This is a genomic window from Frigoribacterium faeni, assembly GCF_011761235.1.
GTDB lineage: Bacteria > Actinomycetota > Actinomycetes > Actinomycetales > Microbacteriaceae > Frigoribacterium > Frigoribacterium faeni_A.
On sequence record NZ_JAAOYW010000001.1, the window covers coordinates 750,646 to 770,176 of the forward strand.

Below are 19,531 nucleotides of genomic sequence, written 5' to 3' on the forward strand. Positions count from 1 at the left end.
GTGGTCGTGACGGGGCAGCGTCGCCACCTGGTCGTCGGAGCGGGCGGTCTGCTCGGGGGCGCCGTCTCGGCCGCGCTCGAGGCCGACGGCCGACTCGTGACGCGGGCCCGCGTGCCCTGGCGCGACCCGGGCGCCTCGGTCAGCGTGCTGTCCTCCCTCGTCCGCGACCTGATGATCGACGGAGCCCCGTGGTCGCTCGTCTGGACGGCGGGCGCCGGGGTCGTCGCGAGCGGCGCCGACGCCCTCGCCGAGGAGCGGTCGGTGATCGCCCGCGTGCTGGCCGAGGTGGCCGCAGCCGTCGCGGTCGACCCGGCCCGCGCCTCCCGCGGCTCGGTCTTCGTCGCGTCGTCCGCCGGCGGCACCTTCGCCGGCTCGAGCGGCGCCCCGTTCGACGAGACGACCGAGGCCCGCCCCTTGGCGCCCTACGGGTGGAGCAAGCTCCGCATCGAGGAGCTGTTCCGCGAGTGGTCGGCGAAGACGGGGGTGCCGGTCGTGATCGGCCGCTACAGCAACCTGTACGGCCCCGGGCAAGACCTGAGCAAGGCGCAGGGGCTGGTCTCCCAGCTCTGCCTCGCCCACCTCGAGGGGCGGCCGTCGTCGATCTACGTGCCCATCGACACCATCCGCGACTACCTCTACGTCGACGACGCCGCGGCGATGACCGTCGCCGCGGTCGACCGTGCCGCCGCCCTGCCCCCTGCCACCGTGGCGCTCAAGATCCTCGCCTCGCAGCAGGGCGTCACCATCGGCTCGCTCATCAGCGAGCTGCAGCGGATCGCCAAGAGGAAGCCCCGCATCGTGATGGGCAGCCACTTCACCGCCTCCGTCCAGGCCCCCGACCTGCGGTTCCGGTCGGTGGTCTGGCCCGACATCGACCGCCGCATGCTCACGCCCCTGCCGTCCGGCATCCACCGGACCCTCCTCGCGCTCCAGGAGGGCCGCCGATGACCGCTCCCCGCATCTCCGTGATCGTCCTCGCCTGGAAGCTCGTCGACGAGCTCCGGGCGTGCCTCGCCGCGCTCGAGGCCCAGGTCGACGCCCCCGACTTCGAGGTGGTCGTGGTCGAGAACGGCGCCCTCCCTGCGGTGCGCCGGGCGCTCGACGCCGTCGACCACGTCGTCCGGGTCGACCTCCCCGAGAACGCGGGCTTCGGCGGCGGCTGCGACGCCGGCGCCGCCGCCGCGTCCGGCTCGGCCCTGGTGTTCCTCAACGACGACGCCCTGCCCCGCCCCACCTGGCTCGCCGCCCTCGCCGCGCGTGCCGACCGGCCCGACTCCCCCGTCGCGGTGGGCAGCCTCCTCGTCGACCAGGACGACGTCGTGCAGGAGAGCGGCAGCCGCCTCCGGTCCGACGCCGGCACGGTCCAGCTCGGCTCGGGCACCGCGCACTCCGACGCGGGCCGCGACGGCCTCCTCGCGTCCCGGCCCGTCGACTACTGCTCGGCGGCCGCTCTCTGGGTCGACGCGGCGGCCTTCGACGCCGTCGGCGGCTTCGACGAGCTCTTCACCCCCGCCTACTACGAGGACGTCGACCTGCAGTTGCGGCTGCGGCTCGCCGGCGGGCTCGTCGTCGTCGAGCCGGCCGCCGTCGTGCGACACGAGTCGGGGACGTCCACCGACGACGTGCCCGACTACCGTGCGTTCCTGGGACAGCGGAACGGCCGGCGCTTCGCTGCTCGGTGGTCGGCCACCCTCGCGACCGCTCCCCCGGCCGACGCGCCCCTCGCGCAGCTCTGCACCGTCACGGCCCCCGCCCCGGTCGTGCTCGACGACGGCGGGCTCGACGCCCCGCACCCGGCCGTCGCGGCCGAGTACGTCGCGTCGCTGCTCGAGAGGGCGACGAGGGCCGAGGAGGCGGAGGAGACCCTCGCACACCGCTTCGCCGACCTGCAGCACACCCACCACGAGTCGCAGCAGGCCACGCACGCGCTGAAGCTGCGCTTCGACGAGCTGCAGCTGCGGGTCGACGAACTGGAGTCCGCGACGCTCGCGGACCAGGTCCGCGCGCGCGTGTCAGCTCGTCTCGGCCGTCGCTGACCCCGACGCGGCAGCCTCGCTCGTGCCCGTGTCCGGGCCGACGACGAGCTGCCACAGCTGAGCCGCGTAGTCGTCCCAGCTGGGGCGCGGCAGCGAGTCGCTGAGGGCGACGAGCTCGGCGTGCAGCTCGTCGTCGGTGAGGAGCCGCTCGAGCGCGTCGGACATCGCCGTCGGGTCGTGCGGGTCGACGACGAGGGCGCCGTGGCCCTCGCCGAGCTCGCGCATGCTGCCGAAGTCGCTCGTGATGACCGGCACCGAGCTGACGAGCGACTCGACGACGGGCAGGCCGAAGCCCTCGTTGACGCTGCAGAAGACCGTGCAGCGCGCGGATCGGTAGAGGCTCCACACGACGTCGTCGTCCACGCCCGAGAGCATGGTCACGGCACGCCCCTTGCGGCGCAGGGTGGCGACCATCGCCTGGAACTCGCCGTCGCCCCAGGCGTTGCCGCCGACGAGGACGAGGGAGAACTCGTGCCCCCGTCGCCAGTTCAGCTCGGCCGCGACCAGCAGGTTCAGGTGGTTCTTGCGGGGCTCGTGGCTGCCGACGGACAGCACGACGGGCGTGTCCGCCAGGCCCAGCTGTGCGCGCACGCGGGCGACGGTCGCGTCGTCGACGCTGCCCACCTGGCTCGGCAGGCCGACGGTCTCGATCCGCGGCGGCGTGAGGCCGGCGCCGGGCAGCATGGCCGCCCACCCGCTGTACTCGGTGAAGGCCGCGCTCGAGATCGGCGCGACGACGTCGGTCAGCGACAGCATCGCGAGGTACTCCGAGAACGCGCCCGGCATGCCCGGTCCGCTCGTCTCGGAGGTCGTCACCGGGATGCAGTCGAAGCCGATGGCGGCCGAGCGTCGCGTCCCGAAGCGGACCACCGAGCGCAGGGACGCCGTCCGGGCCGCGGCGACGGTGATCTCGGGCAGCACGAAGGTCGCGTCGAAGGGGATGAGGGCGGCCCCCGGCGGGACGGGGGCGACCGCGCCGGCGTCGGCGAGCAGCACGCGTCCCGTCTCGTCGTCGGTGAGGCCGTGCAGCGTCCGGCCCGACGGGTCCCAGGCGGCGAGGGTCACCTCGGCGTCCCGGGTCCAGCGCGTGACCGTCTCGCGGGCGACGCGCTGGATGCCCGTCGTGAAGCGGCTGCGGCTGGTGTCCGTCACGTCGACGACGACGCCGCCCACGATCGCCAGGGGGCGGGCACGTCGGGGCAGCGAGCGCGCGAGCCGCGCGTACTCGGCGGTCAGGGGCGTCACGAGGCCGTCGATCCGCCACTGCCGGGTGAACTCGACGACCGAGGACGCGAGGGGCACGCGCCGTTCGAGGACCGAGAGCAGCAGGTACGACAGCCGGTGGCTGGGCTCGCCGAGGTGGCGCGAGAGCGCCTCGACGAGCTGCGCCCCCGAGAGGGCGTCCCAGTCGAGCGAGGCCGAGGAGGCGGTGCGGGCGGCGAGCCGGAGGCCCTGGTCGTGGACGGGTCGCGTGATCACGCGGCCACCCCCTGCCAGATCTCGTCGGCGTAGGCACGCCAGGTCTTGGGTCGTTGACGGGCGATGTCGGCGACGAGCGAGTCGTGCAGCGCGTCGTCGGTGAGGAGGCGGCGCATCGCGTCGACGATGGCCGTGTCGTCCCGGGGGTCGACCTGCAGGCAGCCGCCGACCCGGGCGATCTCGTCCAGGCTGCCGAAGTCGCTGGTGACGACGGGCGCGCCGAGGGCGAGCGACTCGGCCACCGGCAGGCCGAAGCCCTCGTGCAGCGAGACGAAGACGCTGAAGCGGGCCCGGCCGAAGAGGCCCCAGAGGTCGTCGTCGCCCAGGCGCCGGTGGGACTCGACGTGCATTCCCTGCTTGGAGAGCGCCGCGACGCGCTTGTCGAAGTGCATGGTCGCGGTGCGGCTGCCCCCGCCGACGAAGACGATGCGGAACCGGTGGCCCTCCCGGTGCAGCAGCTCGGCGGCGAAGAGCACGGCGTCCTGGTTCTTGCGAGGCTCGTGGCTGCCCACGCAGAGGATGACGGGGTCGGCGGAGCGATCGCGCACGACGCGTCCGGCGGCCGCCCGGGCGACGGCCGAGACCTCGGTGGCGAGGCTGGTCGTGACGACCTCGGGGCCCGTCAGGCCCTGGCTCGGCAGGGCGCTCACGAAGCCGCGGAACTCGTTCGCGGCCGACTCGCTGATGCCGTGCACCCGGCGCGAGTGCTTGACCAGGGTCAGGTAGTGGGCGAAGCGCTCCGACTCGGCGTTCGGCAGGGTGTCGGCCATCACGAGAGGGATGGCGTCGTACCCGATCACGTCGACGCGGTTGCCCGAGAACCGGGCGATCGACGTGAGGGTGTCGCAGACGTGGAACGCCGGGACCTCGGCGACCAGCAGCACGCTGTCCCACGGGACGAGCACGTGCTCGACCGCGAGCTGCGCGTCGGTCAGGACGGGGTCGTCGGCCTTGGGCAGACGGCGGTCGCTCCAGTGCAGCACGCGGTCGCGCTGCAGCTCGGTGAGCTCGCGGTAGCCCGTGCTGTCCTGGTTCCAGGCGACGAGGCGGTGGGCCCGCTCGGGGTCGTCCTGCCACTCGGGCACCGTGTGCCGGACGACCCGCTGGATGCCCGTGTTGTGCTCGTACTTGGCGCAGAAGTCGACGTCGACGAGCACCGTGTCGCGGACGAGCTCGATGGTGCGCAGGCCGGAGTGCGTGCGCGACTGCACGTCGAGCGTCGTCTGCAGCACGCCGATCAGGGCCGTGGCGGGCGTCGACAGGAGCAGTGCCCGCGTCAGCTTGCCCATCTCGGCGACCGACGGGAACGTGCCCGTCAGGCCGACGTAGAGCAGCCACCGCGAGCGGTCGTCCGAGGAGGCGCGGGCGACGCGGGCGAGCGCGTCCAGCGTCCGAGAGGGGCTGAGACCGTCGACCTCGACGCCGAGCGCGTCGGCCACGACCGCGAGCCGGGCGGCGAGCGCGCGGCGCAGGTCGTCGACCTCGCCGCCGACGACCTCCGGGTCGATCGGGACGACGGTGGTCACCGGCGCACCAGGCGACGGGCCACCTCGACGGCCGCCAGTCGACCGGCGGGGACGAACCCCACCTCCTTGGCCTTGTTGGAGAAGAGCTTCGCCGACCGGAGCGGACGGGTGACGCGCCAGGACACGGTCTGCTGGATCGCCTGCAGGGCGTCGGTCACGTTCGAGGTGACCGTCAGCCAGTCGTCGAGCACGGCGTCGCGCAGTTCGTCGAGGTCGCGCTCGGCGTCCGTCCGGTCGTGGTCCATCTGTGCTTCCTCCGAGGTCGTGCCTGCTCGTCGCCCGCGTCGACGGGACGACGACGGCGTGCCCACGTGGGCGCTTGTCCCCCGAAAGGGACGGTACGGATCGCTCCAGAACGCCCTGCCCGGTCTGTCGCGCCGTTAGCATATCGTCTAACCCATCAGGCTCGGAGCAGGGTCCGTGCCGGAACGAGTGATCACATGAAGAGAGCCTCCATCATCACGTGGAGCATCGTCGGGGGCGTCGTCGTCGTGGGCGGGATCGTCACCGCCGTGGCCGTCGCGGCCTCCGACGGAGGTCCGGACGCGCAGCCGTCCGTGTCCCCCACGGCGAGCGCGGACGCCACCCCGAGCACCACGCCCTCCCCCACCGTCGAGCCGAGCGCCGAGCCGTCCGACCCCGCGGACGACGGGTCGGCGGCCCCTGCGCCCTCCCCGTCGCCCACGAGCGCGGCGCCCGTCGGCCCCGGCCAGCAGACCACCCAGGTGCCCGCGCCCCCCGCGGCGGGCACGACCCCCGTCTCGGTCACGCCGTTCGTGACCTTCGACCAGTGGTCCGCGGCCGACGGCACCCTGACGGTCGGGGCGACGGTGCCCGAGGTCGTCGAGCAGGGCGGCGTCTGCACCCTCACCGCCACCATGGGCACGGCGTCCGTCTCCGGGTCGTTCACGGCCCTCCCCTCCGCGTCGAGCACCGACTGCGGCTCCATGGCTCTGACGAGCCCCTCCTTCAGCGCCGGGACGTGGACGGTGAGCGTCGCGTACGCGTCGCCCACCGCAGCCGGCACCCTCTCCGACTACGAGGTCACCATCCCATGAGACGACACTCCCGCTTCCTCGCCCTGGCCACCTCCGTGGCCGTCGCCGCCGGGCTCCTCACCGGGGTCTCGAGCCTCGTGCCGGCATCGCCGGCGACGGCTGCGGAAGCCGCGGAGTCCGCCTCCACGGCGGACGCGCGCAACTTCGACGCCGGCAACATCGTCAGCGACGCCACCTTCTACAACGCGGCGGCCATGACGGCCGACGGCGTGCAGGCGTTCCTCAACTCCCGGGTCGTGACCTGCAAGGGCTCGAACGGGCAGGCGTGCCTCAAGGACTACCGCTCGGCGACGCCCGCCCGGGCCGCCGACGCCTACTGCGGCGCCCTCGGCGGCAGCTCGAACGAGACCGCCGCGTCGGTCGTGCACCGAGTGGGCCAGGCCTGCGGCATCAACCCGCAGGTGCTGCTCGTGATGCTGCAGAAGGAGCAGGGCCTCGTCACCTCGACGGCGCCCACCGCCACGGCCTACAAGATCGCGATGGGCTACGGCTGCCCCGACACCGCGGCCTGCGACACCCGCTACTACGGCTTCGCCAACCAGGTCTACAACGCCGCCCACCAGTTCCAGCGGTACACGAAGACGAGCTCGTCGTGGAGCTACCAGCCCGGCCGCACGAGCAACGTCCTGTACAACCCCAACGCGGCGTGCGGCACGAAGAGCGTGCGCATCGCCAACCAGGCGACGGCGAACCTCTACATCTACACGCCGTACACGCCCAACCCGGCCGCGCTGGCCGCGGGCTACGGCACGGGCGACGGCTGCAGCGCGTACGGCAACCGCAACTTCTACCTCTACTTCACCGACTGGTTCGGCAGCCCCTCCAACTGGCTGCAGGCGCCGTCCTTCGAGGGCGGCTCGGTGTCCGGCTGGCAGTGGAGCAACGGCTTCATCAACCGCGTGGCGGTGAACAACGCCGGCCAGGCGCAGTCGGGCAACTACTTCCTCGCCACGAACACGAGCGTGGGGAGCCGGGCCGTCACGCAGGACGTCCGGCGCACGACCAACGTGGGCGAGCAGGCGACGGCGACGGTGTGGCTGCGTTCCGGCGCGGCGAAGGAGTTCAAGGGCAAGGTCGTCGTCTGGGGCCTCGGCGGCACCCAGGAGGTGGCCGAGAAGTCGTTCACGGTCGGCCAGACCTGGACCAAGGTGCAGGTCGCCCTCCCCGTCCGCGCGAGCTCGCACAGCACCATCCGGCTAGACGTCTACATGGGGACCACCGGCTCCGACCTCTGGATGGACAACACCTCGCTCGCGTTCGGCCGCGCGCCGGAGCAGCAGAACGTCATGATCGACCCGTCGTTCGAGCGCGGCTCGTTCGGGGCGTGGACGCCGGGCAACGGCAACATCAACCGGCAGGTCTACAACGACCCCTCCCTCGCGCAGAACGGCTCGTGGTTCGCCGCCGCCAACACGCCCGTCGCCGGCCGCAGCTTCGCCCAGGAGGTGCCCGTGCAGGCGGGACCGGACCAGACGTGGACGGCCACGGTGTGGCTCCGCTCGACCTCGAGCACGCCCTACAAGGGCACCTTCGCCCTCTGGGGCCTCGGCGGGTCGCGCAACGTCGTCGGGCAGGCCGACTTCTCGGTGGGCTCGAGCTGGCAGAGGTTCCAGGTGAACCTCGGCACCGGGAACGTCACGCCGAAGTCGCTCAAGCTCGAGGTCTACATGAAGACCGCGAACGGCCAGACCCTCTGGCTCGACAACGGCAGCATCAGCAAGCAGCTGCTCGCGAACCCCGGGTTCGAGGGCGGCCAGACCGCGGGCTGGGTGACGAGCGGCCGCGGCATGAACTTCGCCACGTACACGAAGGCCACCAGCGGCGTCGCGCCGGCGTCGGGCACGCACTTCGCGGCGACCAACACCACCACGGCCGGGACCTCGCTGTCCCAGACGGTGGCCCGGCAGACGGCGCCCGGCGAGACCTACACGGCCGTCGTCTACGTCAAGAGCGGCACCGCCGCTCCCTTCTCGGGCCGGCTGGCGCTGTGGGGCCTCGGCGGCACCGCCGAGGCGGCGAGCACGTCGTTCACCACGACGGGTCAGTGGACACGGGTGGAGGTGGCGCTGCCGACGAGGTCGGCGCACAGCCAGCTGAAGTTCGAGGTCTACGAGGACTCCGTGAACAACACGATGTTCCTCGACGCGGGCTCCCTGTACTGATCCCCTCCGCCGGCCCCGGTGCCGCGCCGGGGGCCCGTGACACGGGTCCGCGACGCGGCACCTGGCTAGAATGTCGTGTCGGCCGGAACGAACGATAGGAACAACAATGACCAAGCGCGCCCTCATCACCGGGATCACGGGACAGGACGGCATGTACCTCAGCCGCCTCCTCCTCTCGAAGGGATACGAGGTCTACGGACTCGTCCGTGGCCAGAACAACCCGAAGATCCCCGTGATCGCCGAGTGGGCGCCCGAGGTCAAGATCCTGACGGGCGACCTGCTCGACCAGTCCAGCCTGCTGCGCGCCCTCAACAGCGCCAAGCCCGACGAGGTCTACAACCTCGGCGCCATCTCGTTCGTCGCCTACTCGTGGGAGAACGCACAGCTCACCAGCCAGGTCACCGGCCTCGGCGTGCTGAACATGCTCGAGGCGATCCGTCTCTACGCGGGCGACGACATCGGCAAGGTCCGCTTCTACCAGGCGTCCTCGTCCGAGATGTTCGGCCGCGTGCAGGAGGTCCCCCAGAAGGAGACCACCCTGCTGTGGCCCCGCTCGCCCTACGGCGTCGCGAAGGTCTTCGGCCACTACATGACCATCAACTACCGCGAGTCGTACGGCATGCACGCCTCGTCGGGCGTGCTGTTCAACCACGAGTCGCCGCTCCGCGGACCGGAGTTCGTCACCCGCAAGATCAGCATCGCCGTCGCCCGCATAGCGCTCGGCCTGCAGGACCAGCTCAGCCTCGGCAACCTCGACGCCAAGCGCGACTGGGGCTTCGCGGGCGACTACGTCGAGGCCATGTGGCGCATGCTGCAGCAGGACGAGGCCGACGACTACGTCATCTCGACGGGCGAGACCTACTCGGTCCGCCAGTTCCTCGACATCGCGTTCAACCACGTCGGCATCTCCGACTGGGAGAAGCACGTCTTCCAGGACCCGCAGTTCTTCCGCCCCGCCGAGGTCGACCTCCTCATCGGCGACTCGGCCAAGGCCCGCGAGACCCTCGGCTGGACCCCGGCCACGAAGTTCGAGACGCTCGTGACGATGATGGTCGACGCCGACATGGAGCGCGAGAAGGCCGCGCAGGGCAAGTAAGGCATGTCCCGCGCGCTCGTCACCGGGATCGCCGGTCAGACCGGAAGCTACCTCGCCGAGCACCTCGTGGCCCAGGGCCACGAGGTGCACGGCGTGGTCCGTGACGCGGGAGGCGCGGACCACGCGCCCCTCGTCGAGAACGGCGTCCCCGCCGAGGCCGTCCTGCACGTCGGCGACCTCACCGACCACGAGCGGATGCGCGCCCTGGTGCTCGACGTGCGGCCGGACGTCGTCGTCAACCTCGCCGCCCTGAGCAGCGTCGCGCAGTCGTGGCGCAGGCCGGTCGAGACGAGCCTGCTCAACGGGACCGCCGTCGCGGCGCTCCTCGCGGCGGTGGCCGAGCTCAACGCCGACGGCGGCGACGCCGGCTTCGTCCAGGCCTCGAGCGCCGAGATCTTCGGGCAGGCGGCCGAGTCGCCGCAGACCGAGTCGACCCGTGTCGCCCCCGTCAACCCGTACGGGGCCGCGAAGGCCTACGCGCACCTCCTCGTCGGCGCCTACCGCGCCGCCGGCATGCGGGCCTCGGGAGTCGTGCTCTACAACCACGAGTCGCCCCGCCGACCCGAGCAGTTCGTGACGCGCAAGATCACGGCGTCGGCCGCCCGCATCGCCCGGGGCGAGCAGGACGAGCTCGTGCTCGGCGACCTCACGGTGCGGCGCGACTGGGGCTGGGCGCCCGACTACGCCGAGGCGCTCGCCCGCGTCGCGACGTCCGACGTCGCGGACGACTTCGTCGTGGCGACGGGCGAGTCGCACAGCATCCAGGACTTCGTCGACGCGGCCTTCGCCCGCGTCGGCATCGACGACACGACGGGCCTCGTGCGCAGCGACGCCGAGTTCGTCCGGCCCGTCGACGCGACGGAGCTCCGCGGCGACGCCACCCGCATCCGCGAGGCGCTGGGCTGGGCGCCGACCCGGTCGTTCACCGAGATCGTCTCGGCCATGGTCGACGCCGACCGCTGACCCCGCAGCACCGTCGCGGTGCGACCCGCCGCGCCACCGACCGACCCGAGGAGCACCACCCGTGAGCACCACCGTCCTCCTCGACGCGACCTCGATCCCCGCCGACTCCGGCGGGGTCGGACGCTACCTCCGTGAGCTGGTGCCCGAGCTGGCGCGCCGGGACGACCTCGTGCTGCACGTCGCGTGCCAGCGGCGCGACGTCGCGTGGCTCGAGCACGACGCCCCGTCCGCCGTGCTGCACCCCGTGCCCGAGTCGACCACCTCGGTCGCGCGTCGGCTGCTCTGGGAGCAGACCGCCCTCCCCCGCCTCGCGCGCCGCGTCCGGGCCGACGTCGTCCACTCCCCGCACTACACGATGCCCCTGCTGGTGCGCGCCGCCCGGGTGGTCACGCTGCACGACGCGACGTTCTTCTCGCACCCCGAGCTGCACGGGCGCCTCAAGGGCCCGTTCTTCCGACGCTGGATCCGCGTCGCCGCCCGGCACGCCGACCGCTGCATCGCCCCGAGCCGGGCCACGGCCGACGAGGTCGGTCGCTGGGCGGGCACGCCGTCGCACCCCGTCGCCGTGTCGTTCCACGGCGTCGACACGGAGCGCTACAGCCCCGCCGGCCGCCGGCTCGAGGCCGAGATGCGTCGCGAGCTCGGCCTCGGCGACGCCCCCTACCTCGCCTTCGTCGGCACGATCGAGCCGCGCAAGAACGTGGGCCCGCTGCTCGACGCGGTGACCCGGCTGGCGGAGCGACGGCCGGATCTGGCACCGCGCCTCCTGCTGGCCGGAGGCCGCGGGTGGGACGACGCGGCGGTGGCGCGCCTCGAGGGCGCGACGCCCGACGACCCCTGGCGCTGGCTCGGCTACGTCGACGAGCGCCTGCTGCCCGCGTTCCTGGCCTCGTCGGCCCTGGTCGCCTACCCCAGCGTGGCCGAGGGCTTCGGCCTGCCGGTGCTCGAGGCCCTCGCGAGCGGCGTCCCCGTCGTGACGACCGACCGACTCGCCGCGCCCGAGGTCGGCGGCGACGTGGCCGTGTACTGCGAGCCCGACGCGGACTCGCTCGGGCGCACGCTCGAGGCGCTGCTCGACGACGAGCCGCGACGCACCGAGCTCGGCGCCCGAGGTCGCGACCGCGCGCTCACCTTCACCTGGCGCCGCACGGCGGCCGAGCACGCCGACGTCTACACGGCCGCGGCACGGAGCGCCTCGTGACGGGCGTCCTCTGCGTCACGGTGACGTACAACCCCGGCGACACCCTCGCCGCCTTCGTCGACTCCCTGCTGCCCGCGGGGTTCCCGCCCGGCCGCCTCCTCGTGGTCGACAACGGCTCGACCGACGGGGCCCCGGAGGCGGTCAGCGGCTCCCACGAGCACGTCACCCTGGTGCGCGCCCCCGGCAACGTGGGCTACGGCAGCGCGGCCAACATCGGCGCCGCCCGTGCCCAGGACGACGAGCAGTGGCTGCTCGTCTGCAACCCGGACACGATCGCGACCCCGGAGACGGTGACGCGCCTCCTCGAGGCCGCCCGGGACGCGCCGCGCGCCGGAGTGCTCGGACCGCGCATCCTCGACCCCGACGGCACCGTGTACCCGTCGGCGCGCGCCCTGCCCTCGATCCGGACGGGGATCGGGCACGCGCTGCTGTCGGGCGTGTGGCCGGCGAACCCGTGGACGCGGCGCTACCAACAGCGCGACGTCTCGTCGTCCGCCGAGACCTCGACGGTCGGCTGGCTGTCGGGGGCGTTCCTGCTCGTGCGCCGCGAGGCCTTCGAGCAGGTCGGCGGCTTCGACGACGACTTCTTCATGTACTTCGAGGACGTCGACCTCGGTCGGCGCATGGCCGCGGCCGGCTGGTCGAACCTGTTCGTGCCCTCGGCCGAGGTGATGCACATCGGCGGCGAGAGCACCGCGAGGGCGGCCGACGTCATGGTGCGGGCGCACCACGCCTCCGCCCACCGCTACATCGCGAAGACGCACCCGGGCCTGCTCTGGCGGCCCGTGGTCGCCGCCGTGGGCGTCGGCCTGCGGGTGCGGGCGGCCCTCAGCATCGCCGCCGGTCGCCGGCACGGCTGACGCGGACGCGGCCCGTCCGGGTCGAGACGGACCTGTCGGGACGGGCCGCCGTCGTCAGCGACCGGACCAGTCGGCCCCGGTCTTCAGCGCGCTCCGCGGGATCGAGAGGGAGCTCAGCGCGGCGTAGAAGCCGGACGCGTTGAGGTTCTTGTACTGCACGCCGACGGCCTGCATGGCGTTGACCATGTCCATGGTCGTCATGTGGCGCAGGCTGCGGACGCCCACCATGCAGACGTAGCCTCCGCCCACCTCGGGCAGGTTGTCGGTGCATCGGATGATCAGCATTGTCGTGTCTCCAGGGGTCGTGTGGTCGAGGACGGCGTCAGCGACGCCAGTAGTCGGCGTTCTGGGTGAGGGAGGCGCGGGGCAGGCCCAGCGAGTTGATGACGGCGTAGAACTGGTTGCGGTTGATCTCGTAGTACGGCACCCCGAGCACGCGCATCGAGTTGATCATGTCGATGGAGTTCAGGTGCCGCAGGCTCCGGACGCCGACGAGGGCCGTGTAGCCGATCGCCTGCTCGTTGAGGGCCTGCGTCGTCCGGATGATGAGGACGTCGGAGTCCTTGTCGACGCCGGTGCTCGTCGGCTTGCCCGCGTAGGAGCCGACGTAGTCGAAGTGCCACGGCTCGGGCCGGCTGAAGCCGTTCCCTGTGGGGTTCCAGCCGTAGGAGGGGGCGTTCGCGTCCATCCAGCGCTTGGCGGCGCTGCCCGCCTGGTCGACGCCGGCGCCGAAGTCGCACGAGATGCCCCAGCCGTGGTTGGACGTGCCGGGGTAGGCGGCGAGGTTGCCCGTGCCGGCCTGGTACTTGTTCCAGTACTCGACCTGGCGGGCGTAGCTGCGGTAGCCCTCGGTGATGGCGAGGGGACGGCCCACCGCGTTCGAGAACGCCAGGCTCATCGAGAGGTACTGGCGGGCGGCGTCGTCGCGGAGGTAGCCCGACCCGGCGACCGAGGCGACGACCGGGATGAGGTACGACGACGGGATCTGGCCGTTCGAGAGGCCGCCCCAGGCGTTCACCTTCGCGGCCTCGAGCGCCTCGGCGACGCTCGCGACGGAGGTGCTCGTCTCGGCGAGGGTGGTGGCGGCGCGGGCGCTTTCGGGTCGCAGGGCGAGGGCGGTGCCGGCGGTCGCCGCACCGACAGCCGCGATCGACAGCAGCTGGCGTCGGCCGAAGCCGCTCACCGCCGTGTCCCCCGGCTCTGCCTGACCAACAGAGGAGTCCATGCTCCCAACATCGCACGGACCCCCGGGGGGACACCACCCCCCGACCGGGGACCGGCAAGAAGGGGGACTAGCCCAGGAGCCCCTGCAGGTACGTGCCGTAGCCGCTCTTGACGAGCGGCGCGGCGAGGGCACGCAGCTGCTCGTCGTCGATCCAGCCGCGACGCCAGGCGAGCTCCTCGATGCAGCCGATCTTGTACCCCTGGCGCTGCTCGATGACCCGGACGTACTCGGACGCCTGCATCATCGACTCGTGGGTGCCCGTGTCGAGCCAGGCCGTGCCGCGGTCGAGCACCTGCACCTGCAGCTTGCCCGCCTTGAGGTACTCCTCGTTGATGGTCGTGATCTCGAGCTCGCCCCGGGGGCTGGGCTCGATGCGCTTCGCGATCTCGACGACGGAGTTGTCGTAGAAGTAGAGGCCGGGCACCGCGTAGTTGCTCTTGGGGTGCTCGGGCTTCTCCTCGATGGACTGCGCCGTGAAGGTCTCGTCGAAGTCGACGACGCCGTAGGCCCGCGGGTTGGCCACGTGGTAGGCGAAGATCACGCCGCCGTCGGGGTCGGTGTTCGCCCGGAGGCTCGAGCCGAGGCCGACGCCGTGGAAGATGTTGTCGCCGAGCACGAGGGCGACCTTCTCGTCGCCGATGAACTCCTCGCCGATGACGAACGCCTGCGCCAGGCCGTCGGGCGAGGGCTGCACGGCGTAGGTCAGCTCGATGCCGAGGTCGCTGCCGTCGCCGAGCAAGCGCTGGAACTGCGGTGCGTCGTCGGGCGTCGTGATGATGAGGATCTCGCGGATGCCCGCGGAGAGCAGCGTCGACAAGGGGTAGTAGACCATCGGCTTGTCGTAGATCGGCATCAGCTGCTTCGAGATGCCCTTGGTGATGGGGTAGAGACGTGTGCCGGACCCGCCGGCGAGGATGATTCCGCGCATACCTGCCTAGTTCGCAGCTCGGAGCTGCTGGTAGAGGTCCTGGCATTCCTGCCAGGTGGGCAACAGCCCGAGGGACTCGGCCTCGGCCAGCGTCGGCGCCGACGTGTCCTTGGGCGAGAGGAGGATCTCCCCGACGTCGTCGGGGAACACGAGCCCGACGTCGGGGTCGAGGACGCTCAGGCCCTTCTCCCGCTCGGGGTTGAAGGTCTCGGTGACCAGGTAGTTGACGGTGGCGCCCTCGGTGAGGGCGACGATGGCGTGCCCGAGGCCCTCGGAGAGGTAGACGGCCTTGCGGTCGACGTCGTCGATGACCACGCTGTCCCACTGCCCGAAGGTGGGCGAGCCGACCCGGATGTCGATCACGAAGTCGATGAAGGCGCCCTTGGGCGCCGAGACGTACTTCGCCTGGCTCGGCGGCACCAGGGCGTAGTGGATGCCCCGGGCGACGCCGCGGGCCGACACGGACGTGTTCGTCTGCTTCAGGGCGAGCGGGTGGCCCACCGCCTCCTGCAGGACGTCGTGGCGGTACTGCTCGAAGAAGACGCCGCGGTCGTCGCCGTGCTGCTTCGGCGTGAACTCCCAGGCCCCGGGTATGGTCAGTTCTCTCGTCTGCACCCCGAGAGTCTAGCAACGGCGGCCCCCGGGTCCGTCGGGCCCCGGACGCCGCCCGCTAGGATCGTCGGGACCGAGCGCGCGGAGGCGCGCACGACGAGCGATGGGGAGCACCGCCCGAGCATGGACGCCGCCAAGATCCGCCATCTGCTGACCGACCTGGCCCGGGTGAACTCGCGGTACGTGCGGGACGGCGACTACCGGAACACCGTCCGGGAACGGCTCGTGGCGATCGACCGCTCCCCCACCGCCGAGGCCGAGCTCGCGGCCTCGGACGCCGCCGCACGGCCCTGGGCCCAGCTGGTCGAGACGAGCACGGCGCTGGCCGGCATCCGCCTCGACCCTGCCGCCGTGCGCCACCTCGACCTGGTGGTCGGCGAGATCCGCGCCGACGCCACCTTCGCGGGCATCTCGACCGCGGTCGTCGCGGGTCGTGCGCTCGCGGACGAGCTCGGGCTGCCCCTGCGCATCGTCATGGTCGGCCACACCACGGGCGGCAACAGCGGCAGCGCCGCCGAGGCCTACGTGACCTCGCGGTTCCCCGGCATCGAGGCCCGCGTCGTGCCCCGCGAGGCCCTGCTCGACGTCGGCTTCTCCCCGGACGACACGTGGCTGGCCACCCACTGGAAGACGGCCCACGCCGTCGACGTCGCCGTCCGTGCCGGGCGCGTCGACGCCCGTCGGGTCGCCTACCTGGTGCAGGACTACGAACCCGGCTTCAGCCCGTGGTCGACGGAGTACGCCGTCGCGGCGTCCACGTACCAGCGGGGCTTCCAGCCGATCGTGAACTCGTCGCCGCTGCACGCGTACCTCCGCGAGCACCAGGGCCTCGACATCGACCCCGAGCTCGTCTTCGCCCCCGACCTCGACCTCGACCTCCTGCGGCGCGTGGCCGCGGGGCGACGCAGCGACGACGTGACCCGGGTCCTCTTCTACGGGCGTCCGAGCAAGCACCGCAACCTCTACCGGCTCGGGCTCACCGCCCTCAAGATCGCCGCCGTCCGGCTCGCCGACTCCGGCCGTCGGGTCGAGTTCGTCTCGGCGGGCGAGGCCCACGGCGACGTCGACCTCGGCTCAGGGCACGTGCTGCGCAGCCGGGGCACGCTGCCGTGGGACGACTACTTCGAGCTGCTCGCGTCGACGAACGTCGTCCTGTCGCTGCAGTACAGCCCCCACCCGAGCCATCCGCCCTTCGACGCGGCGATCTCGGGCGCCTACGCCGTGACCAACGACTTCGGCGGCACGCGGGGCGGCCTGCACGACCGCATCTCCGCCGTCGCTGCCGAGCCCGACGCCCTCGCCGACGCGCTCGTCGCGGCGGTCCGCCGCGACGCCGCGGACGGCCCCGGCGAGTTCCTCGACGTCGCCCCGGGCCTGCTCGGCGGCGACCTCCGTTCCGCCGTCGCGGCGGCCGCCGTCCGTCTGACGGCCGCCGCCGCGCCCGAGAGAGACCTCGACCGATGACCTCGTCCCGCACCGACCGCCCCGGCGTCACCGTCGTCGTCCCCGTCTACGGCGACCTGCCGTCCCTCCTCGACTGCGTCGCGTCGCTCGTCGAGCACGTCGACGTCGACCGCCATTCGGTGCTGCTCGTCAACGACTGCGGCCCGGACGCCGACGTCATCGAGCGGGCGCTGCTGCAGGCCGTCGAGGGCCTCCGCGGGTTCCGGTACGAGCGCAACGACCACAACCTCGGCTTCGTCGGCACCTGCAACCGTGCCGTCACCGAGCTCGACACGTCCGACCGCGACGTCCTCCTGCTCAACAGCGACACGGTCGTCACGGCGGGGTTCCTCGACGAGATGCACGACGTGCTGTGGGCCGAGCCGCACCACGGGGTCGTCTGCGCCCGGAGCAACAACGCCACGATCGCGAGCCTGCCGTTCCGCCAGGTCCGGCCCGCCGAGCGCACCACGGAGCGCACGCTCGAGGTCTTCGAGCAGATCTCGCCCCTGCTCCCCCGCTGGTACGTCACGCCCGTGGCGATGGGCTTCTGCTTCCTCACCCGCCGGAGCCTCATCCGCGAGTTCGGCCTCTTCGACGACGAGTTCGCCCCCGGCTACGGCGAGGAGAACGACTACTGCCTCCGCGTCAACGCCCACGGCTGGTCGTCCGTCATGGCGAACCGCGCGCTCGTGCTGCACGCGGGGTCCAAGAGCTTCGTCGGCGCGCGCCGCAACGCCCTGCGGGACGCGCACCAGAAGAAGCTGGAGGCGCGCTACCCGTTCTACGGGCAGGCCACCGGCGCCTTCCTTCGTCACGACGTGCACCCGGCCGACCGCTTCGCCGACGCCCTCGTCGACCGGCCGGGCCCGGTCTCGGTCACGCTCGACCTGAGGGGAGCCGCGGCCGCGGGCCTCGACGACGCGACCCGGGACGCCGTGGTGGCTCGCGCCTCCTCGGCCCTGGCCGCCGACGCGACGCTCGAGGTGCTCGCCGACGACGATGCCGTCGACCGGGTCTCGGCCCTGAGCCCGGGTGCGGTCGTGCGGACCGACGCCTCCGACGACCAGATCGTCGCGCTCGGGGTCCTCGTCCCGGGCCTCGTCGACGGCCACCGGCTGCTGCAGGCGAACAGGCGCTACGCAGGCTGGGCGTGCCTGGACCTCGGCCTCGTGCCCGCGGCGACCGCGTGGTCGAGCGAAGGACCCGCCGCCGGGCGCTCGGTCGTCTCGGCGGCCGTCCGCGAGCACGCCGACGTCGACGTCGCCCTCGACGGAACGGGGCGGAGCGTGGCCCTCGACGACCTCGCCGGTGCGTGGCGAGCCCACGAGGGCACGAGCCTGAGGGACCGGGTCGCCGCCCTCGAGCGGCGCACGGACAGGCTCGGGCTGGCGGACGCGGTCTCGCGGCTCACCGCCGCGCCGGACGCACGCGCCCAGGCCCTCCGCCGTGACGAGCTGGCCGCGCTCAAGGAGAGCCGGGCCTACCGCCTGTCTCTCGCCCTCGGGCGCGTCGCCCGCCGGACCGGCCTGGCGCGTCGCTGACGTACCCCGGCGCCCCGTCGTGTCCCCCGAAAGAGGAACAGCGGCGGGGGCGCAGGACACCTAGGCTCGCCGTCATGCTCGGCACCGCACGGACCCGTCTCTCCTCCGCCTCGGTCGTGGCCGCGGCCATCGCCGCCACGGCCCTGCTCGGCCCCGCGGGCGCCGCCCACGCGGCCGCCCCGGCCAGCCAGGCCGAGATCCAGCGGGCCCTCGCCGCCGCCCGCCCCGGCTCGACCGTCGTCGTCGCCGCCGGCACGATCGACGCCCAGACCCTCCGCGTCCCCGCCGGCGTGACGCTGGCCGGCCAGGACACGAACGGCGACGGCCGGAGCGACACCGTCCTCCGGCTCCCCCGTGGCGCGAGCGGCTTCGCCGATCCCGACGACTCCCGGTGGGCCAGCTCGTACGTCGTGCGGCTCGACGGCGCCGGGGCGCGCCTCGACCTCGTCGTCGTCGACGGCAACAAGGCCGGCCAGGGAGCGCTCCGGCCGAGGAGCGCCACGGAGGCGCTGCCGACGTCGCGCGTGCTCGCCCCGGTCCAGGTCCACTGCGACGGCTGCAGCGTCACCCGGTCGGTCGTCGGGAACGCGATCTACGACGGCATCGAGGTGCGCGACGACGACGTCACCGTCAGCGACACCACCGTGCACACCCCGGGCGGCACCGGCATCGTGCTGGACGGCGTGGGGACGACGCCGGTCGTCGGGACCCGTCTCACCCGGGTGCAGGTCGACCGGACGGGCCAGTGGTACCCGACCGTCGGCGCCACGGCCCCCGGCCCCGGGCCGGGCGTGGGAGGCGACTACGTCGTCGGCACCGTCATCGACGGCCTGAAGGCGACCAGGACCAACGGCGACGGCGTCGCCCTCTACACGAACACGTCGAGCAACCACGTGACGGTGTCGAACAGCACGTTCTCCGGCAACCTCAACCACTGCGTGCACCTCGGGGGCGACTACTCGGTCATGCTCTCGAACACGTGCGCGTCGCCGGGCAACCACGGGTTCTTCCTCCGCAGCAACCAGCGCGTCGCCCTGCACCCGACGACCGGCGGACGGATCGTCGGCAACGTCGTGACCGCACCGCGCAACATCGGCGTCGTGGTGCAGGGCGCCGCCTCCGACACGGTCGTCAACCGGAACGTCCTCACGGGCGGTACCTACATCGCGCTCTTCACCGACATCGCGTCCGGTGCGCTCTCGGTCGGGGGGAACACCTTCGCGGAGGGTCCAGGCAAGACCCGCTGCCAGATAGCCACCGCAGCCGTCGTGGCCAAGAGCGTCAGCTACTCGTCCGCGAACCCGAACCGCTTCGACGACGCCAACGCGACTCGGATGTGCACGGACGAACGGCAGGCGGTCGCGGGCTGAGGCGGGCGCGCTCCTTCACCTCGCTGGG

18 protein-coding genes are annotated in these 19,531 nt (G+C 72.7%); 11 read left to right on the forward strand and 7 right to left on the reverse strand.

The annotated features are described in order from the left end of the window. Entirely contained in the window at nucleotides 1–948 is a 948-nt protein-coding gene (locus tag FHR78_RS03445; RefSeq protein ID WP_166759087.1) for an NAD-dependent epimerase/dehydratase family protein, read from the forward strand. Then, complete coding sequence (locus tag FHR78_RS03450) at nucleotides 945–2,036, forward strand: glycosyltransferase family 2 protein (RefSeq protein ID WP_166759088.1); 1,092 nt, start codon at nucleotides 945–947, stop codon at nucleotides 2,034–2,036. Before FHR78_RS03445 ends, FHR78_RS03450 begins: the two co-directional genes overlap by 4 nt. Here FHR78_RS03450 and FHR78_RS15520 read toward each other — a convergent pair. From FHR78_RS15520 to FHR78_RS03465, 3 genes are read right to left on the reverse strand one after another with little or no spacing between them, the layout of a single operon-like run. After that, nucleotides 2,013–3,515 carry a glycosyltransferase gene (locus tag FHR78_RS15520; RefSeq protein WP_166759089.1) on the reverse strand — a complete coding sequence of 501 codons (1,503 nt, stop codon included), beginning with the start codon at nucleotides 3,513–3,515 and terminating at the stop codon, nucleotides 2,013–2,015. The two genes, FHR78_RS03450 and FHR78_RS15520, sit on opposite strands and share 24 nt — an antisense overlap. Further along, a complete protein-coding gene (locus tag FHR78_RS15525; protein ID WP_166759090.1) occupies nucleotides 3,512–5,041 on the reverse strand; it encodes a glycosyltransferase in 1,530 nt (509 codons plus the stop codon). Before FHR78_RS15525 ends, FHR78_RS15520 begins: the two co-directional genes overlap by 4 nt. Then, nucleotides 5,038–5,286, reverse strand: a complete 249-nt coding sequence (locus FHR78_RS03465) for a hypothetical protein (protein ID WP_166759091.1) — start codon at nucleotides 5,284–5,286, stop codon at nucleotides 5,038–5,040. Before FHR78_RS03465 ends, FHR78_RS15525 begins: the two co-directional genes overlap by 4 nt. A gap of 195 nt (nucleotides 5,287–5,481) precedes the next feature. Here FHR78_RS03465 and FHR78_RS03470 point away from each other — a divergent pair, with 195 nt between their 5' ends. From FHR78_RS03470 to FHR78_RS03495, 6 genes are all read left to right on the forward strand, one after another. Further along, complete coding sequence (locus FHR78_RS03470; RefSeq protein WP_166759092.1) at nucleotides 5,482–6,099, forward strand: hypothetical protein; 618 nt, start codon at nucleotides 5,482–5,484, stop codon at nucleotides 6,097–6,099. Then, nucleotides 6,096–8,261 carry a carbohydrate binding domain-containing protein gene (locus FHR78_RS03475; RefSeq protein ID WP_166759093.1) on the forward strand — a complete coding sequence of 722 codons (2,166 nt, stop codon included), beginning with the start codon at nucleotides 6,096–6,098 and terminating at the stop codon, nucleotides 8,259–8,261. Before FHR78_RS03470 ends, FHR78_RS03475 begins: the two co-directional genes overlap by 4 nt. A gap of 106 nt (nucleotides 8,262–8,367) precedes the next feature. Beyond that, nucleotides 8,368–9,357 (forward strand): GDP-mannose 4,6-dehydratase, encoded by a 990-nt coding sequence (locus FHR78_RS03480; protein WP_166759094.1) that lies wholly within the window; start codon nucleotides 8,368–8,370, stop codon nucleotides 9,355–9,357. A gap of 3 nt (nucleotides 9,358–9,360) precedes the next feature. Further along, nucleotides 9,361–10,320, forward strand: coding sequence for a GDP-mannose 4,6-dehydratase (locus FHR78_RS03485; RefSeq protein ID WP_166759095.1), 960 nt, complete (start codon nucleotides 9,361–9,363; stop codon nucleotides 10,318–10,320). A gap of 61 nt (nucleotides 10,321–10,381) precedes the next feature. Then, on the forward strand, nucleotides 10,382–11,521 hold the full coding sequence (locus FHR78_RS15530; protein ID WP_166759096.1) for a glycosyltransferase: 1,140 nt from the start codon (nucleotides 10,382–10,384) through the stop codon (nucleotides 11,519–11,521). Next, nucleotides 11,518–12,381: a glycosyltransferase gene (locus tag FHR78_RS03495; RefSeq protein WP_166759097.1), complete on the forward strand. Its 864-nt coding sequence runs from the start codon at nucleotides 11,518–11,520 to the stop codon at nucleotides 12,379–12,381. The genes FHR78_RS15530 and FHR78_RS03495 overlap by 4 nt, the downstream gene beginning before the upstream one ends. A gap of 54 nt (nucleotides 12,382–12,435) precedes the next feature. Here FHR78_RS03495 and FHR78_RS03500 read toward each other — a convergent pair whose 3' ends face one another. The 4 genes from FHR78_RS03500 to FHR78_RS03515 form a co-directional block, all read right to left on the reverse strand. Beyond that, nucleotides 12,436–12,666 (reverse strand): hypothetical protein, encoded by a 231-nt coding sequence (locus FHR78_RS03500; RefSeq protein WP_166759098.1) that lies wholly within the window; start codon nucleotides 12,664–12,666, stop codon nucleotides 12,436–12,438. A gap of 37 nt (nucleotides 12,667–12,703) precedes the next feature. Beyond that, the gene (locus tag FHR78_RS03505) at nucleotides 12,704–13,606 is read right to left on the reverse strand and encodes a M15 family metallopeptidase (protein WP_166759099.1); all 903 of its coding nucleotides are present in this window, start codon (nucleotides 13,604–13,606) and stop codon (nucleotides 12,704–12,706) included. Nucleotides 13,607–13,673: 67 nt separating this feature from the next. Beyond that, the gene (rfbA, locus tag FHR78_RS03510) at nucleotides 13,674–14,534 is read right to left on the reverse strand and encodes a glucose-1-phosphate thymidylyltransferase RfbA (protein WP_166759100.1); all 861 of its coding nucleotides are present in this window, start codon (nucleotides 14,532–14,534) and stop codon (nucleotides 13,674–13,676) included. Between the two features lie 6 nt (nucleotides 14,535–14,540). After that, a complete protein-coding gene (locus FHR78_RS03515; protein WP_166759101.1) occupies nucleotides 14,541–15,149 on the reverse strand; it encodes a dTDP-4-dehydrorhamnose 3,5-epimerase family protein in 609 nt (202 codons plus the stop codon). A gap of 120 nt (nucleotides 15,150–15,269) precedes the next feature. On the opposite strand from FHR78_RS03515, the gene FHR78_RS03520 reads away from it, so the two are divergent. The 3 genes from FHR78_RS03520 to FHR78_RS03530 all read left to right on the forward strand — a co-directional run bounded on the left by FHR78_RS03520 (nucleotide 15,270) and on the right by FHR78_RS03530 (nucleotide 19,503). Continuing rightward, nucleotides 15,270–16,610 carry a glycosyltransferase gene (locus FHR78_RS03520; RefSeq protein WP_166759102.1) on the forward strand — a complete coding sequence of 447 codons (1,341 nt, stop codon included), beginning with the start codon at nucleotides 15,270–15,272 and terminating at the stop codon, nucleotides 16,608–16,610. Continuing rightward, nucleotides 16,607–18,133, forward strand: coding sequence for a glycosyltransferase family 2 protein (locus FHR78_RS03525; protein ID WP_166759103.1), 1,527 nt, complete (start codon nucleotides 16,607–16,609; stop codon nucleotides 18,131–18,133). Before FHR78_RS03520 ends, FHR78_RS03525 begins: the two co-directional genes overlap by 4 nt. Before the next feature lie 74 nt (nucleotides 18,134–18,207). Then, nucleotides 18,208–19,503, forward strand: a complete 1,296-nt coding sequence (locus tag FHR78_RS03530) for a right-handed parallel beta-helix repeat-containing protein (RefSeq protein WP_166759104.1) — start codon at nucleotides 18,208–18,210, stop codon at nucleotides 19,501–19,503. Nucleotides 19,504–19,531: the final 28 nt, after the last annotated feature.